Source organism: Paraburkholderia sp. TE9906, from assembly GCF_056279605.1.
Genome location: NZ_JBWCCT010000005.1, coordinates 480,011 through 501,851 on the forward strand (window position 1 = coordinate 480,011; position 21,841 = coordinate 501,851).

The 21,841-nt window shown below is 61.1% G+C and carries 20 protein-coding genes and 1 pseudogene; 10 read left to right on the forward strand and 11 right to left on the reverse strand.

Features of this window, described 5'->3' with window-relative positions; translation table 11 throughout:
• Positions 1-3 precede the first annotated feature (3 nt).
• A complete protein-coding gene (locus ACZ9H4_RS16195; RefSeq protein WP_476119643.1) occupies positions 4-1,077 on the reverse strand; it encodes a Gfo/Idh/MocA family protein in 1,074 nt (357 codons plus the stop codon).
• 226 nt (positions 1,078-1,303) lie between these two features.
• Between ACZ9H4_RS16195 and ACZ9H4_RS16200 the strand changes: the two genes are divergently transcribed.
• Genes ACZ9H4_RS16200 through ACZ9H4_RS16215 form a run of 4 tightly spaced genes read left to right on the forward strand, consistent with a single transcriptional unit; the run spans position 1,304 to position 4,673 of the window.
• Positions 1,304-1,906 (forward strand): nuclear transport factor 2 family protein, encoded by a 603-nt coding sequence (locus ACZ9H4_RS16200; RefSeq protein ID WP_408153414.1) that lies wholly within the window; start codon positions 1,304-1,306, stop codon positions 1,904-1,906.
• Positions 1,903-2,982, forward strand: coding sequence for a maleylacetate reductase (locus ACZ9H4_RS16205; protein ID WP_476119646.1), 1,080 nt, complete (start codon positions 1,903-1,905; stop codon positions 2,980-2,982). Before ACZ9H4_RS16200 ends, ACZ9H4_RS16205 begins: the two co-directional genes overlap by 4 nt.
• A gap of 8 nt (positions 2,983-2,990) precedes the next feature.
• Positions 2,991-3,863, forward strand: coding sequence for an intradiol ring-cleavage dioxygenase (locus ACZ9H4_RS16210; protein WP_408141443.1), 873 nt, complete (start codon positions 2,991-2,993; stop codon positions 3,861-3,863).
• Positions 3,864-3,875: 12 nt separating this feature from the next.
• Positions 3,876-4,673, forward strand: coding sequence for a sugar phosphate isomerase/epimerase family protein (locus tag ACZ9H4_RS16215; RefSeq protein ID WP_408141444.1), 798 nt, complete (start codon positions 3,876-3,878; stop codon positions 4,671-4,673).
• Between the two features lie 5 nt (positions 4,674-4,678).
• Here ACZ9H4_RS16215 and ACZ9H4_RS16220 read toward each other — a convergent pair whose 3' ends face one another.
• A complete protein-coding gene (locus ACZ9H4_RS16220; protein WP_408153410.1) occupies positions 4,679-5,458 on the reverse strand; it encodes an IclR family transcriptional regulator in 780 nt (259 codons plus the stop codon).
• A gap of 196 nt (positions 5,459-5,654) precedes the next feature.
• On the opposite strand from ACZ9H4_RS16220, the gene ACZ9H4_RS16225 reads away from it, so the two are divergent.
• The 6 genes from ACZ9H4_RS16225 (at position 5,655) to ACZ9H4_RS16250 (ending at position 11,805) form a co-directional block, all read left to right on the forward strand.
• Positions 5,655-6,476, forward strand: a complete 822-nt coding sequence (locus ACZ9H4_RS16225; RefSeq protein WP_476119649.1) for a sugar phosphate isomerase/epimerase family protein — start codon at positions 5,655-5,657, stop codon at positions 6,474-6,476.
• A gap of 23 nt (positions 6,477-6,499) precedes the next feature.
• Complete coding sequence (locus ACZ9H4_RS16230) at positions 6,500-7,375, forward strand: alpha/beta fold hydrolase (protein ID WP_408141447.1); 876 nt, start codon at positions 6,500-6,502, stop codon at positions 7,373-7,375.
• 30 nt (positions 7,376-7,405) lie between these two features.
• The gene (locus ACZ9H4_RS16235; RefSeq protein ID WP_408141448.1) at positions 7,406-8,788 is read left to right on the forward strand and encodes an MFS transporter; all 1,383 of its coding nucleotides are present in this window, start codon (positions 7,406-7,408) and stop codon (positions 8,786-8,788) included.
• A 2-nt stretch (positions 8,789-8,790) separates the two neighbouring features.
• Complete coding sequence (locus ACZ9H4_RS16240) at positions 8,791-9,666, forward strand: alpha/beta fold hydrolase (RefSeq protein WP_408141449.1); 876 nt, start codon at positions 8,791-8,793, stop codon at positions 9,664-9,666.
• A 130-nt stretch (positions 9,667-9,796) separates the two neighbouring features.
• Positions 9,797-10,675: an alpha/beta fold hydrolase gene (locus ACZ9H4_RS16245; protein ID WP_476119652.1), complete on the forward strand. Its 879-nt coding sequence runs from the start codon at positions 9,797-9,799 to the stop codon at positions 10,673-10,675.
• A 359-nt stretch (positions 10,676-11,034) separates the two neighbouring features.
• A complete protein-coding gene (locus ACZ9H4_RS16250; RefSeq protein ID WP_408153406.1) occupies positions 11,035-11,805 on the forward strand; it encodes an alpha/beta fold hydrolase in 771 nt (256 codons plus the stop codon).
• 503 nt (positions 11,806-12,308) lie between these two features.
• Here the strand turns inward: ACZ9H4_RS16250 and scpA are convergent.
• From scpA to ACZ9H4_RS16295, 9 genes and pseudogenes are all read right to left on the reverse strand, one after another.
• Positions 12,309-14,456 (reverse strand): methylmalonyl-CoA mutase, encoded by a 2,148-nt coding sequence (scpA, locus tag ACZ9H4_RS16255; RefSeq protein WP_476119655.1) that lies wholly within the window; start codon positions 14,454-14,456, stop codon positions 12,309-12,311.
• Positions 14,453-15,286: a Pnap_2097 family protein gene (locus ACZ9H4_RS16260; protein WP_476119657.1), complete on the reverse strand. Its 834-nt coding sequence runs from the start codon at positions 15,284-15,286 to the stop codon at positions 14,453-14,455. Before ACZ9H4_RS16260 ends, scpA begins: the two co-directional genes overlap by 4 nt.
• Before the next feature lie 5 nt (positions 15,287-15,291).
• Positions 15,292-16,593: an MSMEG_0569 family flavin-dependent oxidoreductase gene (locus tag ACZ9H4_RS16265; RefSeq protein WP_476119659.1), complete on the reverse strand. Its 1,302-nt coding sequence runs from the start codon at positions 16,591-16,593 to the stop codon at positions 15,292-15,294.
• 82 nt (positions 16,594-16,675) lie between these two features.
• Positions 16,676-16,960 (reverse strand): MSMEG_0570 family nitrogen starvation response protein, encoded by a 285-nt coding sequence (locus ACZ9H4_RS16270; protein ID WP_408141455.1) that lies wholly within the window; start codon positions 16,958-16,960, stop codon positions 16,676-16,678.
• A 36-nt stretch (positions 16,961-16,996) separates the two neighbouring features.
• A pseudogene (locus ACZ9H4_RS16275) lies at positions 16,997-18,163 on the reverse strand (MSMEG_0565 family glycosyltransferase); the annotation flags it as partial.
• Positions 18,160-19,146: a sll0787 family AIR synthase-like protein gene (locus ACZ9H4_RS16280; RefSeq protein ID WP_476119661.1), complete on the reverse strand. Its 987-nt coding sequence runs from the start codon at positions 19,144-19,146 to the stop codon at positions 18,160-18,162. The pseudogene ACZ9H4_RS16275 and the gene ACZ9H4_RS16280, both read right to left, overlap by 4 nt.
• Complete coding sequence (locus tag ACZ9H4_RS16285) at positions 19,143-19,727, reverse strand: MSMEG_0567/Sll0786 family nitrogen starvation N-acetyltransferase (protein WP_408327740.1); 585 nt, start codon at positions 19,725-19,727, stop codon at positions 19,143-19,145. Before ACZ9H4_RS16285 ends, ACZ9H4_RS16280 begins: the two co-directional genes overlap by 4 nt.
• A 2-nt stretch (positions 19,728-19,729) precedes the next feature.
• Positions 19,730-20,800, reverse strand: a complete 1,071-nt coding sequence (locus ACZ9H4_RS16290; protein ID WP_408141518.1) for an MSMEG_0568 family radical SAM protein — start codon at positions 20,798-20,800, stop codon at positions 19,730-19,732.
• Entirely contained in the window at positions 20,793-21,839 is a 1,047-nt protein-coding gene (locus ACZ9H4_RS16295) for a Nit6803 family nitrilase (RefSeq protein WP_408153399.1), read from the reverse strand. The genes ACZ9H4_RS16290 and ACZ9H4_RS16295 overlap by 8 nt, the downstream gene beginning before the upstream one ends.
• Positions 21,840-21,841: the final 2 nt, after the last annotated feature.

The following is a 21,841-nucleotide window of genomic DNA, read 5'->3' on the forward strand; positions in this document are numbered from 1 at the left end:
GCTTCATGCAATGGCCTCGCCGGTTCTGAACCGGTTATCCGCACTGACATGAATCTTCCGGCCCGTGCGCGCTGCTTCCACGACAGCGAGGGTTGCTGCAAGCGTTTGCGCGGCATCGTGCGCGTCGATAAGCGGTTCGGCCACGCCGCTCACGACATCAATGAAATGCCGCAATTGATTTGCGTAGACGTTCTCTTCTTCTATTGGAATGCGCTCGTCATGAATCGGGCGATGACGGCCTTTCTCACCGTCATATGACCAGAGCGTTCTGTCCGGCAATGAAAGCGCGCCGTTCGTGCCCGCGAAGAAATGTGTCGGCACCGGACGGTAGTCGAAGAGCTCACGGTCTTCTCCAGCTGCGGTATCCCAGCTCCACGGCGTCGCGGCGACATCGGAGAGGCTGATGTTCGCCACCGTTCCGTTCTCGAGCTCAAGCGTGCAAGCGGCCGAATCCTCGACTTCATGCCCCCGGGTCCCGCTCGACGATACCGCCTGAACCGAAGCGATCTCTCCACAAAGATGCCGAATCAGATCGATCTCATGAATCATGTTGATCAGAATCGGGCCACCCCCTGTACGGCGACGCCAGGGAACCGCAAAGTAAACATCGGGCTTGTAGACAAGGCACATGATGTTCGCAACCACCAGCTTGCCGATGCGCCCTTCGCTTATCACCTTCTTTGCAGCCCGCACCATCGGGTTGTGCCGGCGGTGATGTCCGACGAGTACCGGCACACGCGCAGTGCGTGCCGCCTCGGCGAGCGCAAGCGCGGTTGCGAGGTCATCGCTAATCGGCTTTTCGATCAGCACCGGAATTCCACGGTCGATACACGCCATTCCGACGTCCACATGCGTGCTGTTTGGTGTGCATACGATGACCGCATCGAGGCGCTCCGTATCGAGCAGCTTGCGATAGTCCTTATAAAGCGCCACGCCCAGCGTAGCCGCCTCGTGATCGGCTTCGGGAGATGGATCGGCGATTGCCGCGAGCCGACAACGATCGCTATTCGCGATCTCCTGCATATGACGCTTCCCGATGACTCCCGCTCCGATTACCGCGATGTTGATTTCTGACATTTGACTGAAGCCTCCTCATCATTCGAATTGCTATGTGAACTAGTTCCCATTTGTGCACTTGCAAGCTTAGAATCCGAACGAAGACGATGTCAACGGATTTTCCGGTCAAGTTCACATAGAGAAACAAACAAGGGTTTACTCCTGAAATGGCCAAAACGGGCTTGACGCCACACTCAAGCGAAATCAATATGTGAACGTATTTACATTTATGAACACAAGGATAACTATGAACGCTGTGATGCTCGACCGTTTGGCCATTCGTGAAGCAATCGAAAACTGGGCCGTGTGGCGGGATGCCGGAGACTGGGAGCGGTTCGCGAAACTGTGGCATCCAGAGGGTGTGATGATGGCCACCTGGTTTCAGGGCAGCGGACCCGAGTTTATTCGCGTGACGCGAGAGGGTTGGGCACGCGGCGTCAGCATCCTGCATTTTCTCGGTGGCACGTCCATCGACCTTGCGGGTACGCGTGCGATCGCACAGACCAAGATGACCATCTCGCAACGCGGCGACGTGGAGGGTCATCGCAGCGATGTCGTGTGCACCGGGCGCTTCTACGACTTCTATGAAAAACTGGATGGCGAATGGCTGCTGCGCCTGCGTCAGCCAATCTACGAGAAAGACCGACTCGATCCTGTCGAAAACGGCGTGACGCCGAATCTCGATGCCGAAATACTCGGCCGCTTCCCCGAGGGTTATCGTCATCTCGCGTATATTCAGACGAAGATCGGCTACGACGTCAAACGCGACATGCCCGGACTCACCGGCCCCGCCGTCGATGCGCTCTATGCGCGCGGCCGCGCGTGGCTCGATACGGGAACACTGTCATGAGAGCTCAGATCGACGCTTTCACCTACGACGCGTTGCCCGCCCGCATCGTCATGGGCGCGGGCAAGCGCGAGGAGGTCGCAGCGGAAGTTGGAAGACTCGGATGCACACGTCCTTTAATTGTCACGACACGCGAACAGGCGGCGCTCGGCGACCACGTCGCGCGGCAGTTCGATGCCGGATCAACTACCCTCTTCGCCGATGCCGCGATGCATACGCCCTGGGATGTGACCCAAAGGGCGCTCGATGCCGCACAAACCGCGCGTGCGGATTGCGTCGTTGCGATCGGCGGCGGTTCGTCCATAGGGCTCTCGAAATCCATTGCGTTGCGCACGAAAATGCCACAGATCGTGCTACCCACTACGTACGCGGGCTCCGAGGTGACGCCCATTATCGGCGAGACGCGCGATGGGCAGAAGCACACGCAGCGCACGCTAGAGGTGCTGCCCGAGGTCGTCATTTACGATGTCGAGCTCACGCTGAGTCTGCCTGTCGCGCTGAGTATCGCCAGCGGTCTGAATGCAATCGCGCATGCGATCGAGGCGCTTTATGCGGCGGACGCCAATCCGGTGACCTCGCTGATGGCGGAAGAAGGTATCGCGGCCCTAAGGGAGTCGTTGCCGCGCATCGTCCATTCACCGAAGTCCGTCGAGACACGGCGGCTCGCCCAATACGGCGCGTGGCTGTGCGGCACATGCCTCGGAACAGTCCGGATGGGCTTGCATCACAAGATATGTCACGTGCTCGGCGGAACATTCGACCTCCAGCACGCGCAAACGCATGCGGTCCTGATTCCGCATGTCGTCGCCTACAACGCGCATGCCGCTCCCCTGGCGATGGCGCGCATTGCTCGCGCGCTGAATGCCCGGCACGCGTGGACCGGTTTATACGAGCTCGCCGTCGAACTCGATGCGCCGCGCTCGCTCGAAGCGCTCGGCATGCTTGAATCGGGCATCGATCGCGCAGTGGAACTGATCATGCAGAACACCTACTCGAACCCCCGTGCGCCCGACGTTCACGCGCTCGGCCACATGCTTCGGCAGGCATGGAAAGGCGTGCCTCCCGAGCCGATGGAATGAGGATGCCCATGCGAAATTTCGACGAGGACAACATCACGCAAGCCGTTCTCGACAGCCTGAGCGGCTGCGCAATCCCGCGCACGCGCCAGATCAGCGAGGCGCTTGTGCGCCATCTCCATGCTTTCGTGAAAGAGATCGAACCGACCGAAGCGGAATGGGCCGGTGCAATCGCGTTTCTCACGAGGACCGGGCAGATGTGCTCGGATACGCGGCAAGAGTTCATCCTGTTGTCGGACACACTGGGCGTCTCCATGCTCGTCGATGCGATCAATCATCGCTTCGAGGAAGACACCACGCAGACCACGGTGCTCGGGCCGTTCTATGTGGAGCAAGCGCAGGACTTCCCGATCGGTTCACCTATCTCGCGTGAGTCCGATGGGCCGGCGCTGCTGGTCGAAGGTAAGGTCGAGGATTCCCGAGGCAATCCGATAGCGGGTGCATTGATCGAGACCTGGCACGCCGACGATCGCGGCTTCTACGATGTTCAGCGCGACGCCGGCAAATCGGCGCTCGACATGCGCGCGCGCTTTCATACAGATCAGGAGGGACGCTTCTGGTATCGATCCGTCGTGCCCGCTGCCTACCCTATCCCGAACGATGGCCCAGTGGGCGCGATGCTGGACGCTCAGGGGCGTCACCCGTTTCGTCCTGCGCATGTCCATTTCAAACTGAGCGCGCCGGGCTTCGAGACTATCGTGACGCATGTTTTCATCGATGGCGATCCGTACCTGGACTCGGATGTCGTCTTCGGCGTGAAGGATGCCCTGATCACAAAGCTCGCGAAGACAGACGGACAGGTGAGCCCCGGCGGCCACGAAGTCGCATCGGACACGTCGCTGCTCACGTACCGTTTCGTGCTCCCGGACAAACCCAGAAACTAGCGGAAGGACTCAATGCACAAGCTCTCCTTGCATCACCTGACCATGCTGGACGCGCATCCGCTGCAGCTCGCCGACGCCGCGCATGCCGGTGGATTCGACTACTACGGATTGCGCGTGGTCGCGCCGACCGTGGCGGATACGATCATCGACGTGGCACATGACCCTGTTCTCTTGCGGGAACTCGCGGCCCGAATGGAAGCGACCGGCGTTCGCCTGCTCGATATCGAAGCGATCTGGCTACAGGCCAGCACGCGGATCGAAGACCTGCTTCCGGCCCTCGAGGCAGGGCATCGCCTTGGCGCGAAGCATGCGCTGGCCGTAGGCTTCGACGACGACCGCGCTCGCCTCATCGACAACTTCAGCGCGCTGTGCGAAGCCGCCGCACGCTTCGATATGACCGTCGGCCTCGAACTCATCACCTATTGTCCCGTCGGCACACTGGACGACGCGCTCTCGCTGATCCGCTCAAGCCACCAGCCGAATGCGCGCATCCTGATCGACACACTGCAAGTGTTTCGCTCCGGCGCCAGCGTGGAGGATATCGGTAATGTGAACGCCAGCCTCATCGAATACATTCAGATATGCGACGGCCCGCGTGCTTCTCCTGATTCGGTCGACGCGCGGAGGACGGAAGCGCGCACTGCGCGCCTGCTGCCCGGTGACGGCCAACTCCCCTTGCGCGAACTGTTGGCGAAATTGCCGCCCGACCTGACACTTGCCGTCGAGGCCCCGACCCGCGAATTACGTGGGCGCCCATTCGATCAACAGGCGCGCACCATCATGGAAAGGATGCAGCGCTTTCTCGCCTGAGCGCGTCACTCCGCGAGATATTGACGCTGAATCCGTGCCGCCGAAGTCGTGAGAATGGCGATTGCCCGCTCGCCGATCTCCTTCGAGTAACGCACGGCCGGAATCGCCAGATTCAACGAACCGAGCGGGAAGCCGTTTGCCGACAGGATGGGCACGCCGACACCCACGATGCCCGGCGTGTACTCTTCCAGCGAATGCGCACAGCCCTTCTTGCGCACGTCTTCCAGCGTAGCGAGCAAGGCTTTCTTGGTGGAAATCGTGTTCTTCGTGAAGCGCTCAAAGGTGACCCCTCGCAGGTATTCCTCACGCATCACGTCAGGAAGAAAGGCAAGAATCGCCTTGCCGCCAGACACGGCATAAAGAGGCGCGAGATCGCCGAGCCGCATGTGCGATTGCAGGCGCTGCTGACTGATGACCGTGGCGACGACTTCGACCTGTTCGCCCTTCAGCTGGTTAAGCGCGCACGATTCCGCGGTCTGCTGCGTGATATCGCGCAAAACCGGTTCCGCGCAGGCGATCAGGCTGCGCACCTGGTTCGACTGCTGGGCGAGCTTAAGAATGGCGTCGCCGAGCCGGTAGCCTTTGGTTTCGGCCACGAAGCGCAAGTACCCGCGGTCCGTGAGATTACGAATCAGCTTCGTCAAACTGCTCTTGGGAATGTCGAGCGCCTCTGCTATTTCCGTATGCGACATTTCACGGCCCCACTGAGCCAGAAGCTCAAGCAGGTCCAGGGTACGGTCAGCTGACTTCACGGTACTCGCTGTCTCGACATCATTCGTTCGCATGGCCATCTGGTCCTTGTTCATATATGGGAACATGGTATATCGAGTCTAGCAAAAGTCAAGCAGGCTCCGGCTGGGACCTGGCATCCGATCGGAATAGAAACCGCCAAATAATCCTTGTTCCCACACGAGAACTAGTTCACACTTAGACCATTGAAATTGAACTTCAACCGAACAACGCTTTACATGCGAGGAGAACATGGAAAATATTGCACGAGGCTTTGGAGGCAGCACCTTCTCATTCATGTGGCAAGACACAGCGGTCGCCGCAATGCGCGAGATGCAAAAGCTGGATCTGAACGACTTCGACGTGCTGGTCGTCCCCGGTCATCTCTGGCCCGATGAGCTATCCGCAGCGGATCGAGCAGGCCTGGCGGCCAACTTGAGACACGAAGGCATTCGCATCGAGTCGCTCAATCTTCCGGCGCTCGATCTCAATCTCGTCAGTCGCGTCGAAGAGTTCCGACGCTATTCCATTGACCTGTACGTCCGCACGATGCAACTCGCCTCGGACCTCGGTGCAGGCGCAGTGGTCGTAGTTCCCGGCCGAGTCTCTTCGCTGTTCCCTCCACCTCGCGAGGATTCGCAACTGCTCCTGCGAGACAGTCTGGAGCAGCTTGTCCGGGTTGCCGAGCGGCTCGATCAGAAGATCTTCGTCGAGCTTCATCCACAGACACCCATTCCGACCACTGACGCGATGCTTGCCTTTCTCGACGGGCTGCCTCATGAAAGGCTGCGGATTGCCTACGACGTCTCGAACGCCGAATTCGTCGGAGAAGATCAGCCCGACGCAATCAGGCGATCGGGCAATCGCATCGGGCAACTCCATCTTTCCGACGGAACACGCAGCCAGTGGCGGCATGACCGTATTGGTCTTGGAACAGTGCGTTTCGATGAAATCCTGAAAGCCGTGAGCGACATCGGATTTTCCGGCACCTCCGTTCTGGAGATCATTTCCTCATCGCCAATGGAAGATTTGCGCGCGTCTGCCGATGCGCTCAAGCACGGTGTGATCAACTAACCGGGTTAACGGACCTTTCTGTCATGCATATTTCCCAAGATACTGTCCAGATGCCCTCGTCGTTCGAGCATCGGTCCGCAATCGTGAACGATGTCAATCTGCATTATGTGATCGGCGGCAAGGCGCCCGGCTCCGCGCCGCTGATGCTCCTCATTCACGGCTTCCCGCAAAATTGGTGGTGCTGGAACAGCGTCATCGCAGAACTGGGTGAGCGATATACCGTCGTCGCGCCGGACCTCAAAGGCGTTGGCTTGTCCGACAAGCCCGCATACGGATACACGAAGCGCGAGATGGCCGCCGATCTCCACGCTCTCGTCGAGGGACTGCACGGTGAGCCCGCGCACATTGTCGGTCATGATATCGGCGGGATGATTGCCTACGCTTACGCCAGCCGCTATCCCGCGCGTTCCCTTACGGTCATCGATGTGACCATTCCCGGTATCGGCGATTGGGATCAGGTGATCACGGATCCGCGTGTCTGGCATTTTGCCTTTCATCAAAAGCGGGATCTGCCCGAAGCCTTGATCGTCGGCGGACGGGAGCACGTGTACATCAGCTCGTTCATCAATCAGCAAACATTCCGGCGAGGCTCGATCTCCCTTCCTGACATCAACGAGTATGTCGAGGCATACAAGCATCCTGGTGCGTTTCGCGCGGCCATGGAGATGTACCGCCAGTTCCCTCAGGACGCAATCGACAACCGCAGTGCAGGACGACTTCCCGAAGACCTTCCGGTTCTTGCGATTGGCGGACAAAAGCGCTGGGCTGGTCGCGTCGGCGATCGCCTGGGCACGGTGTCATCGAACGTGACGAGCGTATCGATTCCAGACGCCGGCCATTTTGTCGCCGAAGAGCAGCCGGGGCACTTCATCGACGCGATGTTTCAGTTTTGCGGGTGATTAAACAAAAAAATCAGAGGAGACTCTTGCGTGGAAGCCGAATCGAAAATCGACATCAAGACATTCCTGGACGGGCGGCCGTTGTGTTCCTTCCAGATTCGCGTCGTTCTGTTGGGTTTGCTGGTATTGATCCTCGATGGGATGGACACGACTGCCATGGGGTTCGTTGCGCCGGCGCTCGTCGCCGACTGGAAGATCGCGCGTGTCGCGCTATCGCCGGTTTTCATGAGCGGGCTTTTCGGTCTCGCCGTCGGTGCTCTCGCGGCAGGTCCGATCGGCGACCGGCTCGGCAGGAAAGCAGTCATCGTTTCGTCAGTTTTTCTGTTCGGCCTCTTCAGTCTTGCGTCGTCCTTTGCGAACGACATATGGACCCTGGCGCTGCTGCGGTTTCTGACGGGACTCGGTCTGGGTGCCTCCATGCCCAACACTGCGACACTGGTATCGGAGTACGCACCCGCAAGGCATCGCAACCTTATGATCACGCTCGTGTACGCGGGCTTTGCGATCGGCGGTGCGATGGGCGGCCTTGCGAGCAACATCCTCATCGCACTATCCGGTTGGCGCGCGGTTCTCTTCGCCGGCGGCGTGCTGCCGATCGCACTAGGCATCGTGATGATGCTGGCGTTGCCGGAGTCCATCCGATTTCTTGCGACACGCTCCGACAAAAGGCTGGCGGTTCAACGCATCATGCAGAAGCTCGCGCCTGGTGTCCTGCTTGCCGGCACGGTCATTCGCACCACGGACGACATGGCGGGCAGCGGCAGAGGCAAGGTGGCGATCATCGTCGGGCGCGGGTATCTCATCGGAACCGTGAGTCTATGGGTCGGCGTATTCGCGACGCTCTTTACGCTCTACCTCATCAATAGCTGGCTGCCGCTGATGATCAAGGACGCAGGCATGAGCCTCGCCGACGCGTCGTTGATCGCGACGCTCGGCCAGACCGGCGGAGCACTGGGCTCGCTGGCTGTCGGCTGGTGCATGGACCGCTATTCGCCTCACAAGGTGCTCTGTGCAACGCATGTCGCCGCCGGCCTGTGCGCGCTGTGCATCGCTGTCACCGAGCGGACGTTCATCGCCACGAGTCTGCTCGTATGCGCGATGGGCTATTGCATGAACAGCCTGAACGTGGGCTATGTCGCCTTGGCCGCGCGCTTTTATCCCACGTTCGTTCGCGCAACGGGTACGAGCTGGGAACAGGGTATAGGCCGGTTCGGCGCCATCAGCGGTGCGGCCACGGGTGGCCTTCTGCTTGCGACCGGCTGGAGCTTCAATGCCGTGTTCGGTGCGCTTTGCGTGCCGATGGCAATCGGCGTGATCGCCATTTCCATCAAGAGCCTCTTCGCGGCGGACGGTGCACCCACCGACCTGCCAGCGTCGAGCATCGAAGATGTAGCCACCTTTGCAAGAGAATGAAGATGACCCACGAAAACATTCCGTTTCGCTCTCACCGCCTGCATGATGGGCGACTAGCCTATCGTCGCAGCACGGCAGCCGGCGCAAAACAAACCGTGCTGCTTTTGCATGGCTGGCCGCAAACATCCTGGGCGTGGCGGCGTGTCATGCCCCTGCTGGGTCAGCAGTTCGACGTAATCGCGCCCGACCTCCCCGGCTTCGGCGATTCCTCGAAACCCGAGTCCGGCTTCGACAAGAAGACCATCGCGCAAAAGCTTCACGAGTTGATCGACGCGTTGGGTATAGAAAGGGTGGCAATAGTCGGTCACGATCTGGGCGGACACGTTGCGTATGCTTACGCCGCCCAGTGGCCGGAAACGGTCAGCCACTTCGTCTTTGTCGAAAGCAGTCTTCCGGCGTTCGGACAGGAAGAAGCGATGGACGTATCGCGCGGTGGAAGCTGGCATTTCGGCTTCAACATGGCCGGAGACATTTCGGAATCGCTCGTTGAAGGCCGCGAGTTTCTCTTCGTGAACCACTTCGTGCGCCGGGAGTCCGTTGGCGTATTCGATCCCGACTCGATCAGCAACGGCGACATCGACGTCTACGCCCAGGCCCTCGCGCGTCCGGGCGCCTTGCGTTGCTCCTTTAGTTACTACAGGGCCTTGCCGCGCGACCGGCAAGACAATGTCATCTGGGGCAAGACACCGCTTTCCATGCCAGCGTTGAGTATAGGCGGGCAATGGGGATATGGGCCGGCCTCCGCTCAGACGCTTCGGCGTGTCGCGGCGAACGTCTCGGACATCGTCATTGAGGACTGCGGTCACTACGTTCCCGAAGAGCGGCCTATCGAATTTGCCAAGGCGGTGAGCGAGTTCATATCGAATGAAACTGCGTAATCGGCCGCACTTGAAATGTCGGAGATCGCGAGAGCGTTCGCGACGGATGTGACGGGGCGAAGTATCGTCGTTTCAAGTTGCTCGCTTCCTGAGATAAACGCCGTTGCTAACCAGCAGGTGATGAGGTTGTATGGAAACAGGTCATATTGAAGGATTCGAATCGCGCCGGCTTCCCGGTCACGGCGTCGAGATCGATTCGCTCGTCGGCGGTTCAGGTCCGCCACTTCTTTTATTGCACGGCGCGCCACAGACACGGGTCTGCTGGAGCGCAGTCGCGCCGGTGCTGGCGGAACATTTCACGGTGGTCGTACCGGACCTTCGCGGATATGGCCGAAGCGACAAACCGCGCGGAGGCGGTGATCACTCGGCCTACTCGAAGCGCGAGTTGGCACTCGATCAGATAGCGACAATGAACGCTCTCGGATTCGGGCGCTTCAGCGTGGCCGGACACGACCGCGGAGGCCGTGTCGCCTACCGTCTTGCGTTGGACCACCCCGACCGTATTGATCGTCTTGCAGTGCTCGATATCGTACCGACGAGCGACGCGATGGCGGCATTCGACCGGCATTTGGCATTGCGCTTCTGGCACTGGGCATTTCAGGCCCTCGATGAGCCGTTTCCGGAACGCATGATCGGCAACGATCCCGCCTTCTATGTCGAGACTATGTTGAGCGCCCATGCGTCCAAAGGTTTTCGGTTCGATCCGTCGAACGTCGCCGACTACCTGAAAAGTATCGGCGACCCTGATGCGATACACGCTATGTGCGAAGACTATCGGGCCGCATGGACCTTCGACCGTGAATTGGACGATTCCGAACAGGGCGTCCGAACCATTGAGGCGCCCGTCCTTGTTCTTTGGGGACAAGAGACGCCAGCGGCAAGTTCACCACTGGAAAAATGGCGCCGATGGGCGAACGAGGTGGATGGTTACGCCATCCCGTGCGGGCATTTCTTGCCCGAGGAGGCGCCCATCGAAACCGCAACGCGACTTCTACGATTTTTCTCCTGACGGGCCGAATAGCGCGCAAGCCGCGCCACCTTCATCAGGCCATGCAAGGGCGGCGCGGGCGGACTTATGCGCGCTCGTCGCGTCGCTGGCATCTCTTCAGGCATTCGCGGGCATTGTTTCCATATACGAATTCGTTCCTTATAGAGTTCTTTATAGTGGTACCACAGAGTGGTCCAACCACTTTGTGTCCACGGGTGCCGCACTTCGCGTTTCTCTTGATTGACCATCTGCCTATTTCAGTCATGGAAGTCAGCTGTCGACTGTGATGGTCAACCGGAAGACCCTTTCGTTACCAACTCGGTTGGGCAAAAGTCGGACGGAGCCCAACCGGGTATCTGAAAAAATGAACTGGAGTCGATATGGAATTGGAACACAGGAATCAGGGGGCTCCCGCTAAGGCGCCTGCAACCTTCGTGCTTTTGCACGGCGCCTGGCACGGCGGCTGGTGCTACCGCGACACCGCACGTGTGTTGCGCGCATCCGGCCACACCGTCTACACCCCCACCCTCACGGGCGTCGGCGAGCGGGCGCATCTCAACAACCAGAACATCACGCTGGAAACGCACATCCGCGATGTGTGCGGCGTCCTGGAGGCCGAGGAGCTCTCCGACGTTATCCTCCTGGGGCACTCCTACGGTGGCATGGTTATTACCGGTGTGGCCGACCGCATGAGCGATCGCATCAAGTCGCTGGTCTACCTGGACGCGTTCGTCCCCGAGCATGCGCAGTCGCTCAACGACTGCCTTCAAGTTGCGCTATCCAAAGAGGACGCCGCTGCATTTCTATCGGCCTTTCGAGCGAGCGCGATGACCGATAACAGTGGTTTGACACAGCCAGTCCCAGCAGCGGCGTTCAACGTAGCGCCGAAGAACCATGCATGGGTCGACCGCCGTTGCTCACCTCAGCCACTAGCCACATTCGAGAGTCAAATCCTTCTTGCTGGACGCGGATCGGCGATCGAGGATCGGTTGTTCATTCTTGCCGAAGGCTGGGATCCAAGTCCCTTTCGGTATTTCGCCAAGCAGAGTAGCGGAAAAGCGGGTTGGCGCGTCTCCAAGGTACCGTGCGGTCACGACGTGATGGTAGATATGCCGGTCGAACTCGCCAATCTGCTGATGACGCTTACATAATTTGCTGAAGTTCGCAAATCACGCTGATAATGTTCATTAATTTCGCTAACGCAGCCGACCGCGGTCATTTAACATACGCATCTTGCGATAACGGCTGACCAGCACACATCGCGGCAGCAAAGTGACCTCACAGCCGAAATCCAGATGTGGAAGCTGTTTTCAGGAGCGTGCGATGCACGCTGCCTAATTCGGATGTCGATTCGAGCCACCTATGTTTACAGCGCGGCGCTGATACGTTTGGCGTTCAGACGGCAGGCGCTATCGCCGCGATCGACACGTTCGGCTGCATCGCCGCACGGATCACGTGCGCCTTGAACTCCTTGCAATGCCGCTGACGTCGCGGCGGCTGCACAACCTCCGCCATCACCTCGGTTTTATACGTCGCGGACATTTGTCTATTAAAAATTCAGACAGACACGATTCCCGCTCACAGCCCACCTCTGATCAAGGTGACTTTCTAGCGCGCTTGCGTCACGAGACGCCCTTGGGCCGAATATCGGACATCACCTCGTAATGGCCGATGCCAATGTCGATGCCAGTGCCAGCTCGGCGGTTTCGACAAAGCTCGCCACAATCGACTCCATCGTTGCCCCTGGTCCGAACACCGCATAAATGCCATTGCGTTTGAGCAATAATGCGTGCTCGTCCGGAATGATGCCGCCAACCACAACCGCTGCGCCCGGTCGACGGACCCGCAGCGTGCGCAAGACCTCGCCAACAAGGTCAAGATGCGCGCCCGATAGGGACGAAATACCGACGACATCCACCTTCGCTGCGATGGCGTCGTCGACCACCTCTGCGGGCGAGCGGAACAGCGCGCCGAGCGACACGTAGAATCCGGCATCGGCCAACGCCGCCGCAACGGTCTTTGCACCCCGATCGTGGCCGTCCTGCCCCACCTTCGCGATGAGCACCCTGGGCATGCGTCCGAGGCGCGCGGCGAGAGCACTGACACGATTGCATGCGTCATGCCATGCCGCATCGGCCATCCTCGCTTGTCCGTAAATTCCGCTGCTAAAACGATTCGGCATCCTGTAGCGCGGCCAGACAGCCTCCAGCGCACGCGTGCATTCGCCGATTGTCGCGCGCGCGCGGACACACTCGATGGTGAGGGCGAGCAGGTTGCCGGTGCCGTCACGCGCACCGGCAGCTAGCGCCGCCAGCGCGTGCGAGACCAGGGTATCGTCGCGCCCTGCTTTCAGTTCTGCAAGCTGCCGAACTTGCCTGGCACGAACCCGCCGACCGTCGATCTCGAGACAGTTAGACGGAGTATCCGCATCCGGTGATCGAAACCGGTTCACACCCACGACGACACGCTGCCCTGCATCGATCCGCGCCTGCGTGCGTGTTGCGGCTTCGTGAATGCGCTGCTGTACCCAACCCGAGCAGATCGCTTCGACGACGCCTCCTTGCGCGGCAATTTGAGTCATCAGATCACGCACGCGCCGGGCAATATCGTCGGTAATCGACTCCATCATGTACGAGCCGGCCCACGGGTCGACAACATCGCACAGGCCCATCTCATGCTGCATGATCAACTGCGTGTCGCGCGCGAGCCTTGTTGCATCCGCGCCTGGAAGTGCAAGCGCTTCATCGTACGCATTGGTATGCAGCGACTGGGTGCCGCCGAACACGGCGGCCATCGCCTCGATCGTCGTGCGGACGATGTTGTTCTGTGGATGCTGTGCAGTGAGCGACCATCCCGACGTCTGGCAATGCATGCGCAAAGCTTGCGCGCGAGCCTCACGTGCACCCAGTTCGCTCATTATTCCGGCCCAGAGGACCCGAGCGGCGCGAAGTTTGGCGACTTCCACAAAGAATTCGGTGCCAACGCCAAAGAAGAAACTCAGCCGTTCGCCGATGCGCTCGACATTCATGCCACGTTTCACCAGGGCATCGACGTAGGTGCGCGCATTGGACAGCGTCAGCGCGAGTTCGAGTACCGCGTCCGCGCCCGCTTCCTGAAAGTGATAGCCTGAGATGGACATTGCATTGAAGCGCGGCGCGCGTTCGGCCAGATACTCGACGACGTCCGCGACGATCCGTAAAGACGGCTCCGGCGCGAATATCCAGGTATTGCGCACCATGTATTCCTTCAGGATGTCATTCTGGATCGTACCCGTCAGGGCCTCCGTGCGCACGCCACTTTCTTGCGCTGCCACGATGAATGCAGCCAGGACGGGTAGTACAGCGCCGCTCATCGTCATCGAGACCGACACCCGATCGAGCGGAATCTCCCGAAACAGGCGCTTCATGTCCTCGACGCTGTCGATTGCGACTCCAGCCATGCCGACATCGGCCACCGCGGCAGGATCGTCCGAATCGTAGCCCCGATGCGTCGGCAGATCGAAGGCAACCGATAAACCCTGCGCCCCTTCGGCAAGCGCCGTCCGGAATGCAAGATTCGAATCGGCTGCGTCCGCATAGCCTGCGTATTGACGGATCGTCCACGGCTTTTGCGTATACATCGACGCATGGGGCCCTCGCACGAAGGGCGCCTCACCGGGCCGACTGCCGAGATGCGACACCCCCTCGAGATCGCTCGCCGTATACAGCGCTTTAAGTGCTACCGCACTGGGCGAGTGCCGTCCCGCATCGCGACTTTCATCGGCGAAGCCACGGTCGCCGCGCATATCGCCCTCGCGGTTCATCGTTGCCTCCAATGCTTGTTGGTTACTACGTCGGCAATCTTCTGCTGATCGCTGCCGCGACGAAGCTCGCACCAATGGACGAGGCCGTGTTCATCCTTTTGCTCCGCGACCACGCGCAGTCCAAGGGTGTCACCAACATTAATGTTGCCGTAGAAGAACAACTCGCGGCCTGCGATAACCGGTGGCTCGTGGAACCGGTGGCGCTGCCATTCGGCACGGTCAACAAAAGACTGAAAGCTTGCAAAGTAGAGAAAATCCGCACCGTTAAAATCGTTGTTCGGACATGGTAGAAATTCGATCCAGTCGCTCCCGGCACGATCGGCGCGGGTGAAGGGCAACCGCTCGTCCCACTGCCCGGCGCGAAACTGTTTGCCGCGCCGCGCCATGTCCACTGCGTCTGCCGGAGGAGTCGGTGTCGGGCCTCCCATTGCCGCGAACCTGGCGCGTGTCACTGAACGGTTGTTTCGCACCTCATGCCGCCGCACGAACGTCGACGACATCGACACGATGGCGCACTCGCCATTGCGCGAAAGCAGGCGGTGCCGGCTAAAGTGGCGAGCCGGACCGGTTCGGCAAAGCCCAGTACCGAGTTCGAAGTCGTCGTTCTCACCGATTGCGTGGAGCGTTGCCCCCGTCAATCTGATTGCGGTGAAGGCCGCGTACGATTTGCTCCCGTCGTCATCGACGAAATCCGGTGCGCGCCGGCCCGCATCTCCCGCCAGCGCCTCCCAGTGGCGATGTCCGCATTCCTTGATCAGCCAGTTTTCGGACAGCCCTGTATAGGCCAGTTGTGGCATCCCGGCGCGATAGCGCTCTGTCGTTTGCTGCATGCGCGTCAAGGCTCTACAGTGTCGCAAGAGGACGTTCGCTCACGGAGGCTTGCGAGAATGGCCTGCGCCACGTAGTCGGCATCGCGCGCGATCCCCGAGAAACGCCCCGAGCCCCACGTATGCAGCCACGGCAAGCCCATGAAGTAGAGTCCCTCAACCGGCGTGATGCCTCGCGTGTGCGCCGGATAAGCGCGGCCGTTGAACACGGGGGCGTCGATCCAGCTGAAGTCCGGCGTAAAGCCAATGCACCAGATAATCGATGTAATGCCACTGCCTGCGAGTTCAAGCGTCCCACGCTCGTGAGGCGGCTGCCACACAGGCTCATAGACACCGCCGGGCGGTGCATCGATACCGTTCTTTTCAATGAAGCCGTCGATGCTCGCATTGATGCGGTTATAGGTATCGTCCGCATCGTCGAGATTGGCGGCGAGGTTCGGCGTGAAGTGCAGCCGTCCGTCGCGCAGGTCTTCGAGCCGTCCGTATAACTCCATGCCTTCGGCCGCGAACTTGCGCAGATCGATGTCGCGTCCGCCGTCGCGGCCGGTCACATAGTGATTGGTGTTGTCGCGCACCCCCTCACGCAAGGGATGCTTTTCCACCGGCATGTCGTAGTACTTCATGTCGGCCAGCCAGTCCACCACATCGCGCCCGCGGTAAAAGCGCGCACAGCGTGGCGCCTCGCCCACGGCGAGCACCACCTTGCGGCCGGCCAGATGCAGGTCCTCGGCAATCTGCGCACCGGACTGCCCCGATCCCACCACCATCACCGCGCCCTCGGGCAGCGCCTGCGGGTTGCGATATTCCGACGACTGCAACTGCAGGATCTGCGCGGGCAGGCGTTCAGCCATGCGCGGCACGATCGGCGTGTGATAACCGCCCGAGGCCACCACGACCTGATCGGCGGTGAAATCGCCCTGGCTCGTCGCGACCGCAAAGGTGCCGTCGTCCAGCCGCTGCACGCGTTTGACCTGTGTGTGCTCGATTACCGGCGCATCGACCATCGCGATGAAGCCGTCGAGATACGCGATGATTTCATCCTTCTTCATAAAGCCGTGAGGATCGTTGCCCGAGTACGGATATCCCGGCAACGCGCATTGCCAATTCGGCGTGACGAGGCAAAACGCGTCCCAGCGCTGGTTGCGCCAGGTGTGCGTGAGGGTGTTCTTCTCGACGACGAGGTGGTCGACTCCAGCCTGTTTCAGATAGTAGCTGATCGACAGGCCGGCCTGCCCGCCACCGACGACGAGCACGCTGTAGTGCCTATTCTCGCGCGTCCCGGCGCTTACGGAGTGCGCTGTGTTCGACATGATGCATCCTTGCAAGTAAAGAATCGGCTCACCGTCGCGGCGCTGCCGTCCGGCGCACCATGTTCAACGGTTTATCCTGGGTTTAGAGCAGTTCGACGACCTTGACGGTCGCGTCGGGTCGATTGCGAAAGCGCTCTGCCTCCCGTTCGATCTGCGCGAGCTGATCCATCGCCGCCGAACAGGCAAAGCCGTACTTTTGCCGCACGCGCTCCGAGGCAATGTTGAGCGCCTCGCGCGAGCGTCTGACAAAATCGTCGAGCGGATAAGCATGGCCCGGCGTAAAAAACTCGCTGACCACCTGCGACGGCGAATAACAGTTTGCTTCGTCCCCGTCGGGCCATTGAATCCGGAAGTGCATGACAGGCATAGAAAATCCCCTTTTGCTGATGGCTTGGTGAATGGCAAGCGGCTGGTGTGCGAGCCACGCGCGATAGGCGTCGACATGACGGCGGGCGCTAGCCTCCCAGCTAAAGCGGGCAAGCAGCGCAGGCACCGCATCAGCAAAATCGGTCGCACTATCGCCGCGAATCGCGCACAGCAGCGCTGCGGCAATCGAGTGGGCGTCGGTGGGGGTGGCCCAGAAACAGGTGGCGTCGTCGAGGTATTCAGTGAACGGTGCGATCGCCGACGCCACCACCGGCGTGCCGCACGCGAGCGCCTCGAGCACGACCAGGCCGAAGCCCTCGCGCACCGACACCATCGCCAGCACATCCGCGCTCCGAAATAAAGCCGGCATCGCGGGATCTTCGAGCGGCCCTGTGACCACGATGCTTTCGTGCGGTCCGATGGACAAACCGTGTTGCGCCGCGCACCGGATAAAACGCTGCGTGTACGCGTTGTGATCGAGAAGACTGGCGCCGCCCGCGATGACAAGCTGGGCGAGCGGCAAGGCGCGGCGCACCAGGGCAAACGCATCCAGCAGCGCGAGCGTGTTCTTGCGCGCTTCGACGCCACCCACCGCGAGGATAAGCGGCCCCGCTCCGAGTCCTAGCCGTTGCCTGAGCGCCTCGTCTGCGGGTAGCGCCTGTGAGGTGTAACGCGCTGTGTCGACGCCGTTAGACACCGTGACCGCAGCGATTCCGTCACGAGCTAGCATCTCGCGTGACCACGTGTCGCTCACGCAGAAAACCTGGTCGGCGTCGCGGTACGCGCGTACTTGCCATGCCGCAAGACGCGGATCGTCGAAGTGATCGAGGTGGTGCACGGTGCGCACGAAACCGCGTATCACGCCCTCCCCCTTGAGCTCGGCGAGTGCATTGCCACTGATGCTGTCCTCGGCGTGCAAGACATCGAAGGCCGTCGGGCCGTGCGCCCGCACACTCCGCTTCAATGCGCGGATGCGCGCATCGACCAGCGCAACGGTGCCTGCCTGCGAGTCCGTGACCGGCGCGTACACCACGCGGCATGGCGGCGTGCGAAATAGCGTCTCGCCGTTCGTAGCCGGTGCAAACACCGTGACGTCATGTCCTTGCGCACTGAGTGCGCTCGCCAGTTCGAGGGTATGCACAACGCCGCCGCGCGGATTGACCGAGTGCGTCAACAGCGCGATCCGCAATGCGTCCGTGCTCATCGCGGCACCTGATCGGCCGGGACGATAAACGACTCGCCGCTGAAGTCCCACAACACTGCCACATCGTCACCGCGATGGACGACCGCCAGGCGCGTTGCGTCTACCGTGCCAATCTCCACGCAGGCGAGGGAGCGCGCCTCAAATCGCGCCTGCACGCTTTCGACGTACGCTTCACGCACCGAAAGCAGGTAGCCGAAACTCGGAAACGCGGTGACCCAACGCGCGAGCGGCACGTCAGCCGGCTTCGGGATCGCATCGAGATCGATGCGAGCGCCGACCTGCGAACATTCGAGCAACATCAATGCCGTGCCCAGCGTACCCGCCATGCTGATATCCTTCGCTGCATCACACAGCCCGTTTTCGGCTAACTGCGGCAATAGCTCAAGGTCGTCGCGCAGACGCGCAGCCGGCGCGCCGACTGAGGCATTCCAGAACGGATACGGTTCCTCGAAGTGGCCGCGCAGATCGACCGCCATCAGAAGGCGGTCGCCCGGTCTCGCGTTGAAACTCGACAACAGCGCGTTAGCGCGACCCAGAATCGACACGGCCAGTTGCGCCTGATCGCTTCGCGCATTGGTGTGTCCACCGACAATCGGCACCCCGTACGCCACGGAGGCGGCCACCATGCCCGCCAGCACCTCGTGCGCCGCGTCGACGCCGTCGCTCCACAGCGCATCCACGACCGCGAGCGGCCGCCCGCCCATGGCATAGATATCGCTGACGTTGACCATCACGCTGCTGTAGCCGGCGAACCAGGGCATCGCCTGCACGAAGTCGCTGACCATGCCTTCGATGGCGAACAACAGGTAAGCGTCGCCATCCGGCAAGGCCGCGCAATCGTCGCCTACCGCCACTGCCTGCCCGAGATCGCCGGCACCGCCCGGCAGGTGGCGCGCCAGCGACGACACGACGCCGGCAATATCGGTCTTGTGCCGAAAGCCGCGGCTTTCGCGCAAACCCGTGACCAGATCCGCCAGACTCATGACCCGCTCCGCGATTGCGTGACAAAGCCGCTGCGCGGTGTCGTGCACGGCGGGTAGTGCTGAAGCTGCGCCTGCATCAGATGATGCGGACGGCCGAGCATCCTTTCTTCTGCAAGTACATCCCAACGCAGACGGCGAAACAGCGGCACATTCTGGCTCTGCACATGCGCGAGGAATGTCTGACAGCCGAGCGCGTGCGCGCTCGTCACGGCGAGACGGATCAGCGTCGCACCGATCTTGCCGTGACGGCGAAACGCAGCGTGCACGGCGAGCCGCGAACCGAACCAGACGCCAGGCTTTTCCTGATGGATCCGCACCGTGCCGACCACCTGCTCCGGCATCCCGGCAATACAGCTCACCGCGACCAGTTGCTGTGCACGCTCGTCGATCTCGTCGCGGTCGTCGCCGACGAAGATGCCCTGCTCGATGCAGAACACCGCGCGCCGCAGCCTGTAGGCTTCATCGGCTTCCCACTGCAGCGTGGTCCACTTGATCCGGTATTCGGCCGGCGTGTAAAACGCCGGCGCAACATCGTGGTCGGTCAGTTCACCCGATGCCCCCGCAATCGCTTCGCCAAACATGATCACACCTCGTACGAAGACAGGGACGAGCACGCGCCGCATTTGCCGCAGCCGGCCTTGATGTCCGCTGAGCGCATTTCGGCCGCAGCGAGCATAGAGCCGAGCGGCTGCAGCACCGACTTCATGAACTCCGGCGACGGCGCCGGATGATCTTCAAGCGGCGTGCCGCTGATCGGCACGAATGGCACGACAAACGGATACACACCGAGGTCGATCAACTCGCGCGAGATCGCGAGAATCGCTTCGGCAGTGTCACCGAGTCCCGCGAGGATATAGGTGCTCACCTGCCCCCGCCCGAATACGGCTACCGCCGCCTTGAACGCGTCCATGTAGCGCGACAGCGGCACGCCCGATTTGCCCGGCATGATGCGTTCGCGCAACGACGGCGTCACCACTTCGAGATGCATGCCGAGCGTATCGATGCCGCTCGCCTTCATGCGCGTGAACCATTGATCGTCGTCCGGTGGTTCGCATTGCGCCTGGATCGGCAGATCGACCGCGGCCCTGATCGCGAACGCACTCTCGCAGAGAATCTGCGCGCCACGGTCGCTGGTGGGCGGCGTGCCGGTAGTCAGCACCATATGCTTGACACCGTCCAACAGCACCGCCGCACGCGCGACTTCTGCGAGCTGCTCCGGTGTCTTGCGCGCAATCGTGCGGCCCGCAGCAAGCGATTGACCGATCGCGCAAAACTTGCACGTCTTGCGGCGGCTCTCATAGCGAATGCAGGTTTGCAGCACGGTGGTCGCCAGCACATCGGCGCTGTGCAGCGTTGCGATGTGCGAGTACGGCACGCCGTCGAGCGTCTGCATGGCGTAAAAGCGCGGCGCCTTTGGAAAGCTGATATTCGCAATCGGAATCGTGCCACGCAACAGTGCGCTGGTGCCGTCTGCATCGGCAGGCGCGGCGACGAACGGCGAATGCCACGCCGTGTTCGTATGCACCGGCACCATGATGGTCACGCCATCCACCGTCACTGCCTTGTGATCGGACGGTCCCGCGCCGCCGCGCCGGCTGGCGACGCCGGCACCAGGATCGGCCAGCCGCAAGCCGACCGACTGCAATTCAGTCATCAATTGCCGGCTCGCGGCCGGCAAGGTCTCGCTGGTATTCATCGCGGCATCCCATGGTTGAGTTGAAATCGGTGCTGGACGAGGCGTTCCCCGCGTTGCCCGGCGACGGCATCGGCGACACTGTCGTAGCCGGCCGCTGGTTGATGGCGAGGCTCAGCAATTCGGGCCGCGCATAGTGGCCGACCGAATCCATCATGCGTTTGCGCTTGGTGATCAGCGCCATGTCGAGATCGGCGATCACCATGCCTTCGCCTTCACGCAGCGGCGCAGCCAGATGCTGCCCCTCAGGTGACACGATTGCCGTATTGCAGCCGCCACGCAGCGCCTTTTGCAGATTCGTATCGCTCGTGACAGATGCAATCTGCGCTTCGGTCAGCCACCCCGTTGCGTTCACGACGAAGCAGCCCGACTCGAGCGCGTGATGGCGGATCGTCACTTCAATCTGCTCGGCGAAAATCGGCCCCACCAGCGAGCCCGGAAACTGGCTGCAGTGAATTTCCTCGTGCTGCGTCATCAACGCGTAGCGGGCGAGCGGGTTGTAGTGCTCCCAGCAGGCGAGCGCACCCACGCGTGCCACGCCGGTTTGCACGACCTTCAGTCCCGCCGCATCGCCTTGCCCCCAGATCATCCGTTCATGGAACGTCGGCGTGATCTTGCGGCGCTTGAGCAACAATTGCCCATCCACATCGAAGATCAGCTGCGTGTTGTACAGGCTGCCGTGATCGCGCTCGTTCACCCCGAGCACGACGACCATGCGATGCAGGCGGGCACGCTCGGCCACCGCCTGCGTCACGGGGCCGGGCACCACCACCGCTTCTTCGTAAAGCCGCATGTGGTCGGCGCCGGAGGCAACCGGTGGCCGCACGAACGAAAAGTACGGGTAATACGGTACGAAGGTTTCGGGAAACACAATCAGTTGCACGCCTTCGCGCGCCGCCTGGTCGATCGCCTCACAAACCTTGTTCAGCGTGCCGTCGCTGCGCTCGAAGTCCGGTGAAATCTGGACTGCGGCGGCACGAACGATGCGTTTTTCAGACATGG

Coding starts and splice junctions, on each gene's coding strand:
- ACZ9H4_RS16195 (WP_476119643.1), bottom strand. CDS start 1,077: ATGTCAGAAATCAACATCGCGGTAATCGGAGCGGGAGTCATCGGGAAG.
- ACZ9H4_RS16205 (WP_476119646.1), top strand. CDS start 1,903: ATGAGAGCTCAGATCGACGCTTTCACCTACGACGCGTTGCCCGCCCGC.
- ACZ9H4_RS16265 (WP_476119659.1), bottom strand. CDS start 16,593: ATGTCGAACACAGCGCACTCCGTAAGCGCCGGGACGCGCGAGAATAGG.
- ACZ9H4_RS16290 (WP_408141518.1), bottom strand. CDS start 20,800: ATGACTGAATTGCAGTCGGTCGGCTTGCGGCTGGCCGATCCTGGTGCC.
- ACZ9H4_RS16215 (WP_408141444.1), top strand. CDS start 3,876: ATGCACAAGCTCTCCTTGCATCACCTGACCATGCTGGACGCGCATCCG.
- ACZ9H4_RS16220 (WP_408153410.1), bottom strand. CDS start 5,458: ATGCGAACGAATGATGTCGAGACAGCGAGTACCGTGAAGTCAGCTGAC.
- ACZ9H4_RS16210 (WP_408141443.1), top strand. CDS start 2,991: ATGCGAAATTTCGACGAGGACAACATCACGCAAGCCGTTCTCGACAGC.
- ACZ9H4_RS16240 (WP_408141449.1), top strand. CDS start 8,791: ATGACCCACGAAAACATTCCGTTTCGCTCTCACCGCCTGCATGATGGG.
- ACZ9H4_RS16245 (WP_476119652.1), top strand. CDS start 9,797: ATGGAAACAGGTCATATTGAAGGATTCGAATCGCGCCGGCTTCCCGGT.
- scpA (WP_476119655.1), bottom strand. CDS start 14,456: ATGAACCGCGAGGGCGATATGCGCGGCGACCGTGGCTTCGCCGATGAA.
- ACZ9H4_RS16260 (WP_476119657.1), bottom strand. CDS start 15,286: ATGCAGCAAACGACAGAGCGCTATCGCGCCGGGATGCCACAACTGGCC.
- ACZ9H4_RS16295 (WP_408153399.1), bottom strand. CDS start 21,839: ATGTCTGAAAAACGCATCGTTCGTGCCGCCGCAGTCCAGATTTCACCG.
- ACZ9H4_RS16280 (WP_476119661.1), bottom strand. CDS start 19,146: ATGAGTCTGGCGGATCTGGTCACGGGTTTGCGCGAAAGCCGCGGCTTT.
- ACZ9H4_RS16200 (WP_408153414.1), top strand. CDS start 1,304: ATGAACGCTGTGATGCTCGACCGTTTGGCCATTCGTGAAGCAATCGAA.
- ACZ9H4_RS16250 (WP_408153406.1), top strand. CDS start 11,035: ATGGAATTGGAACACAGGAATCAGGGGGCTCCCGCTAAGGCGCCTGCA.
- ACZ9H4_RS16225 (WP_476119649.1), top strand. CDS start 5,655: ATGGAAAATATTGCACGAGGCTTTGGAGGCAGCACCTTCTCATTCATG.
- ACZ9H4_RS16285 (WP_408327740.1), bottom strand. CDS start 19,727: ATGTTTGGCGAAGCGATTGCGGGGGCATCGGGTGAACTGACCGACCAC.
- ACZ9H4_RS16270 (WP_408141455.1), bottom strand. CDS start 16,960: ATGCCTGTCATGCACTTCCGGATTCAATGGCCCGACGGGGACGAAGCA.
- ACZ9H4_RS16230 (WP_408141447.1), top strand. CDS start 6,500: ATGCATATTTCCCAAGATACTGTCCAGATGCCCTCGTCGTTCGAGCAT.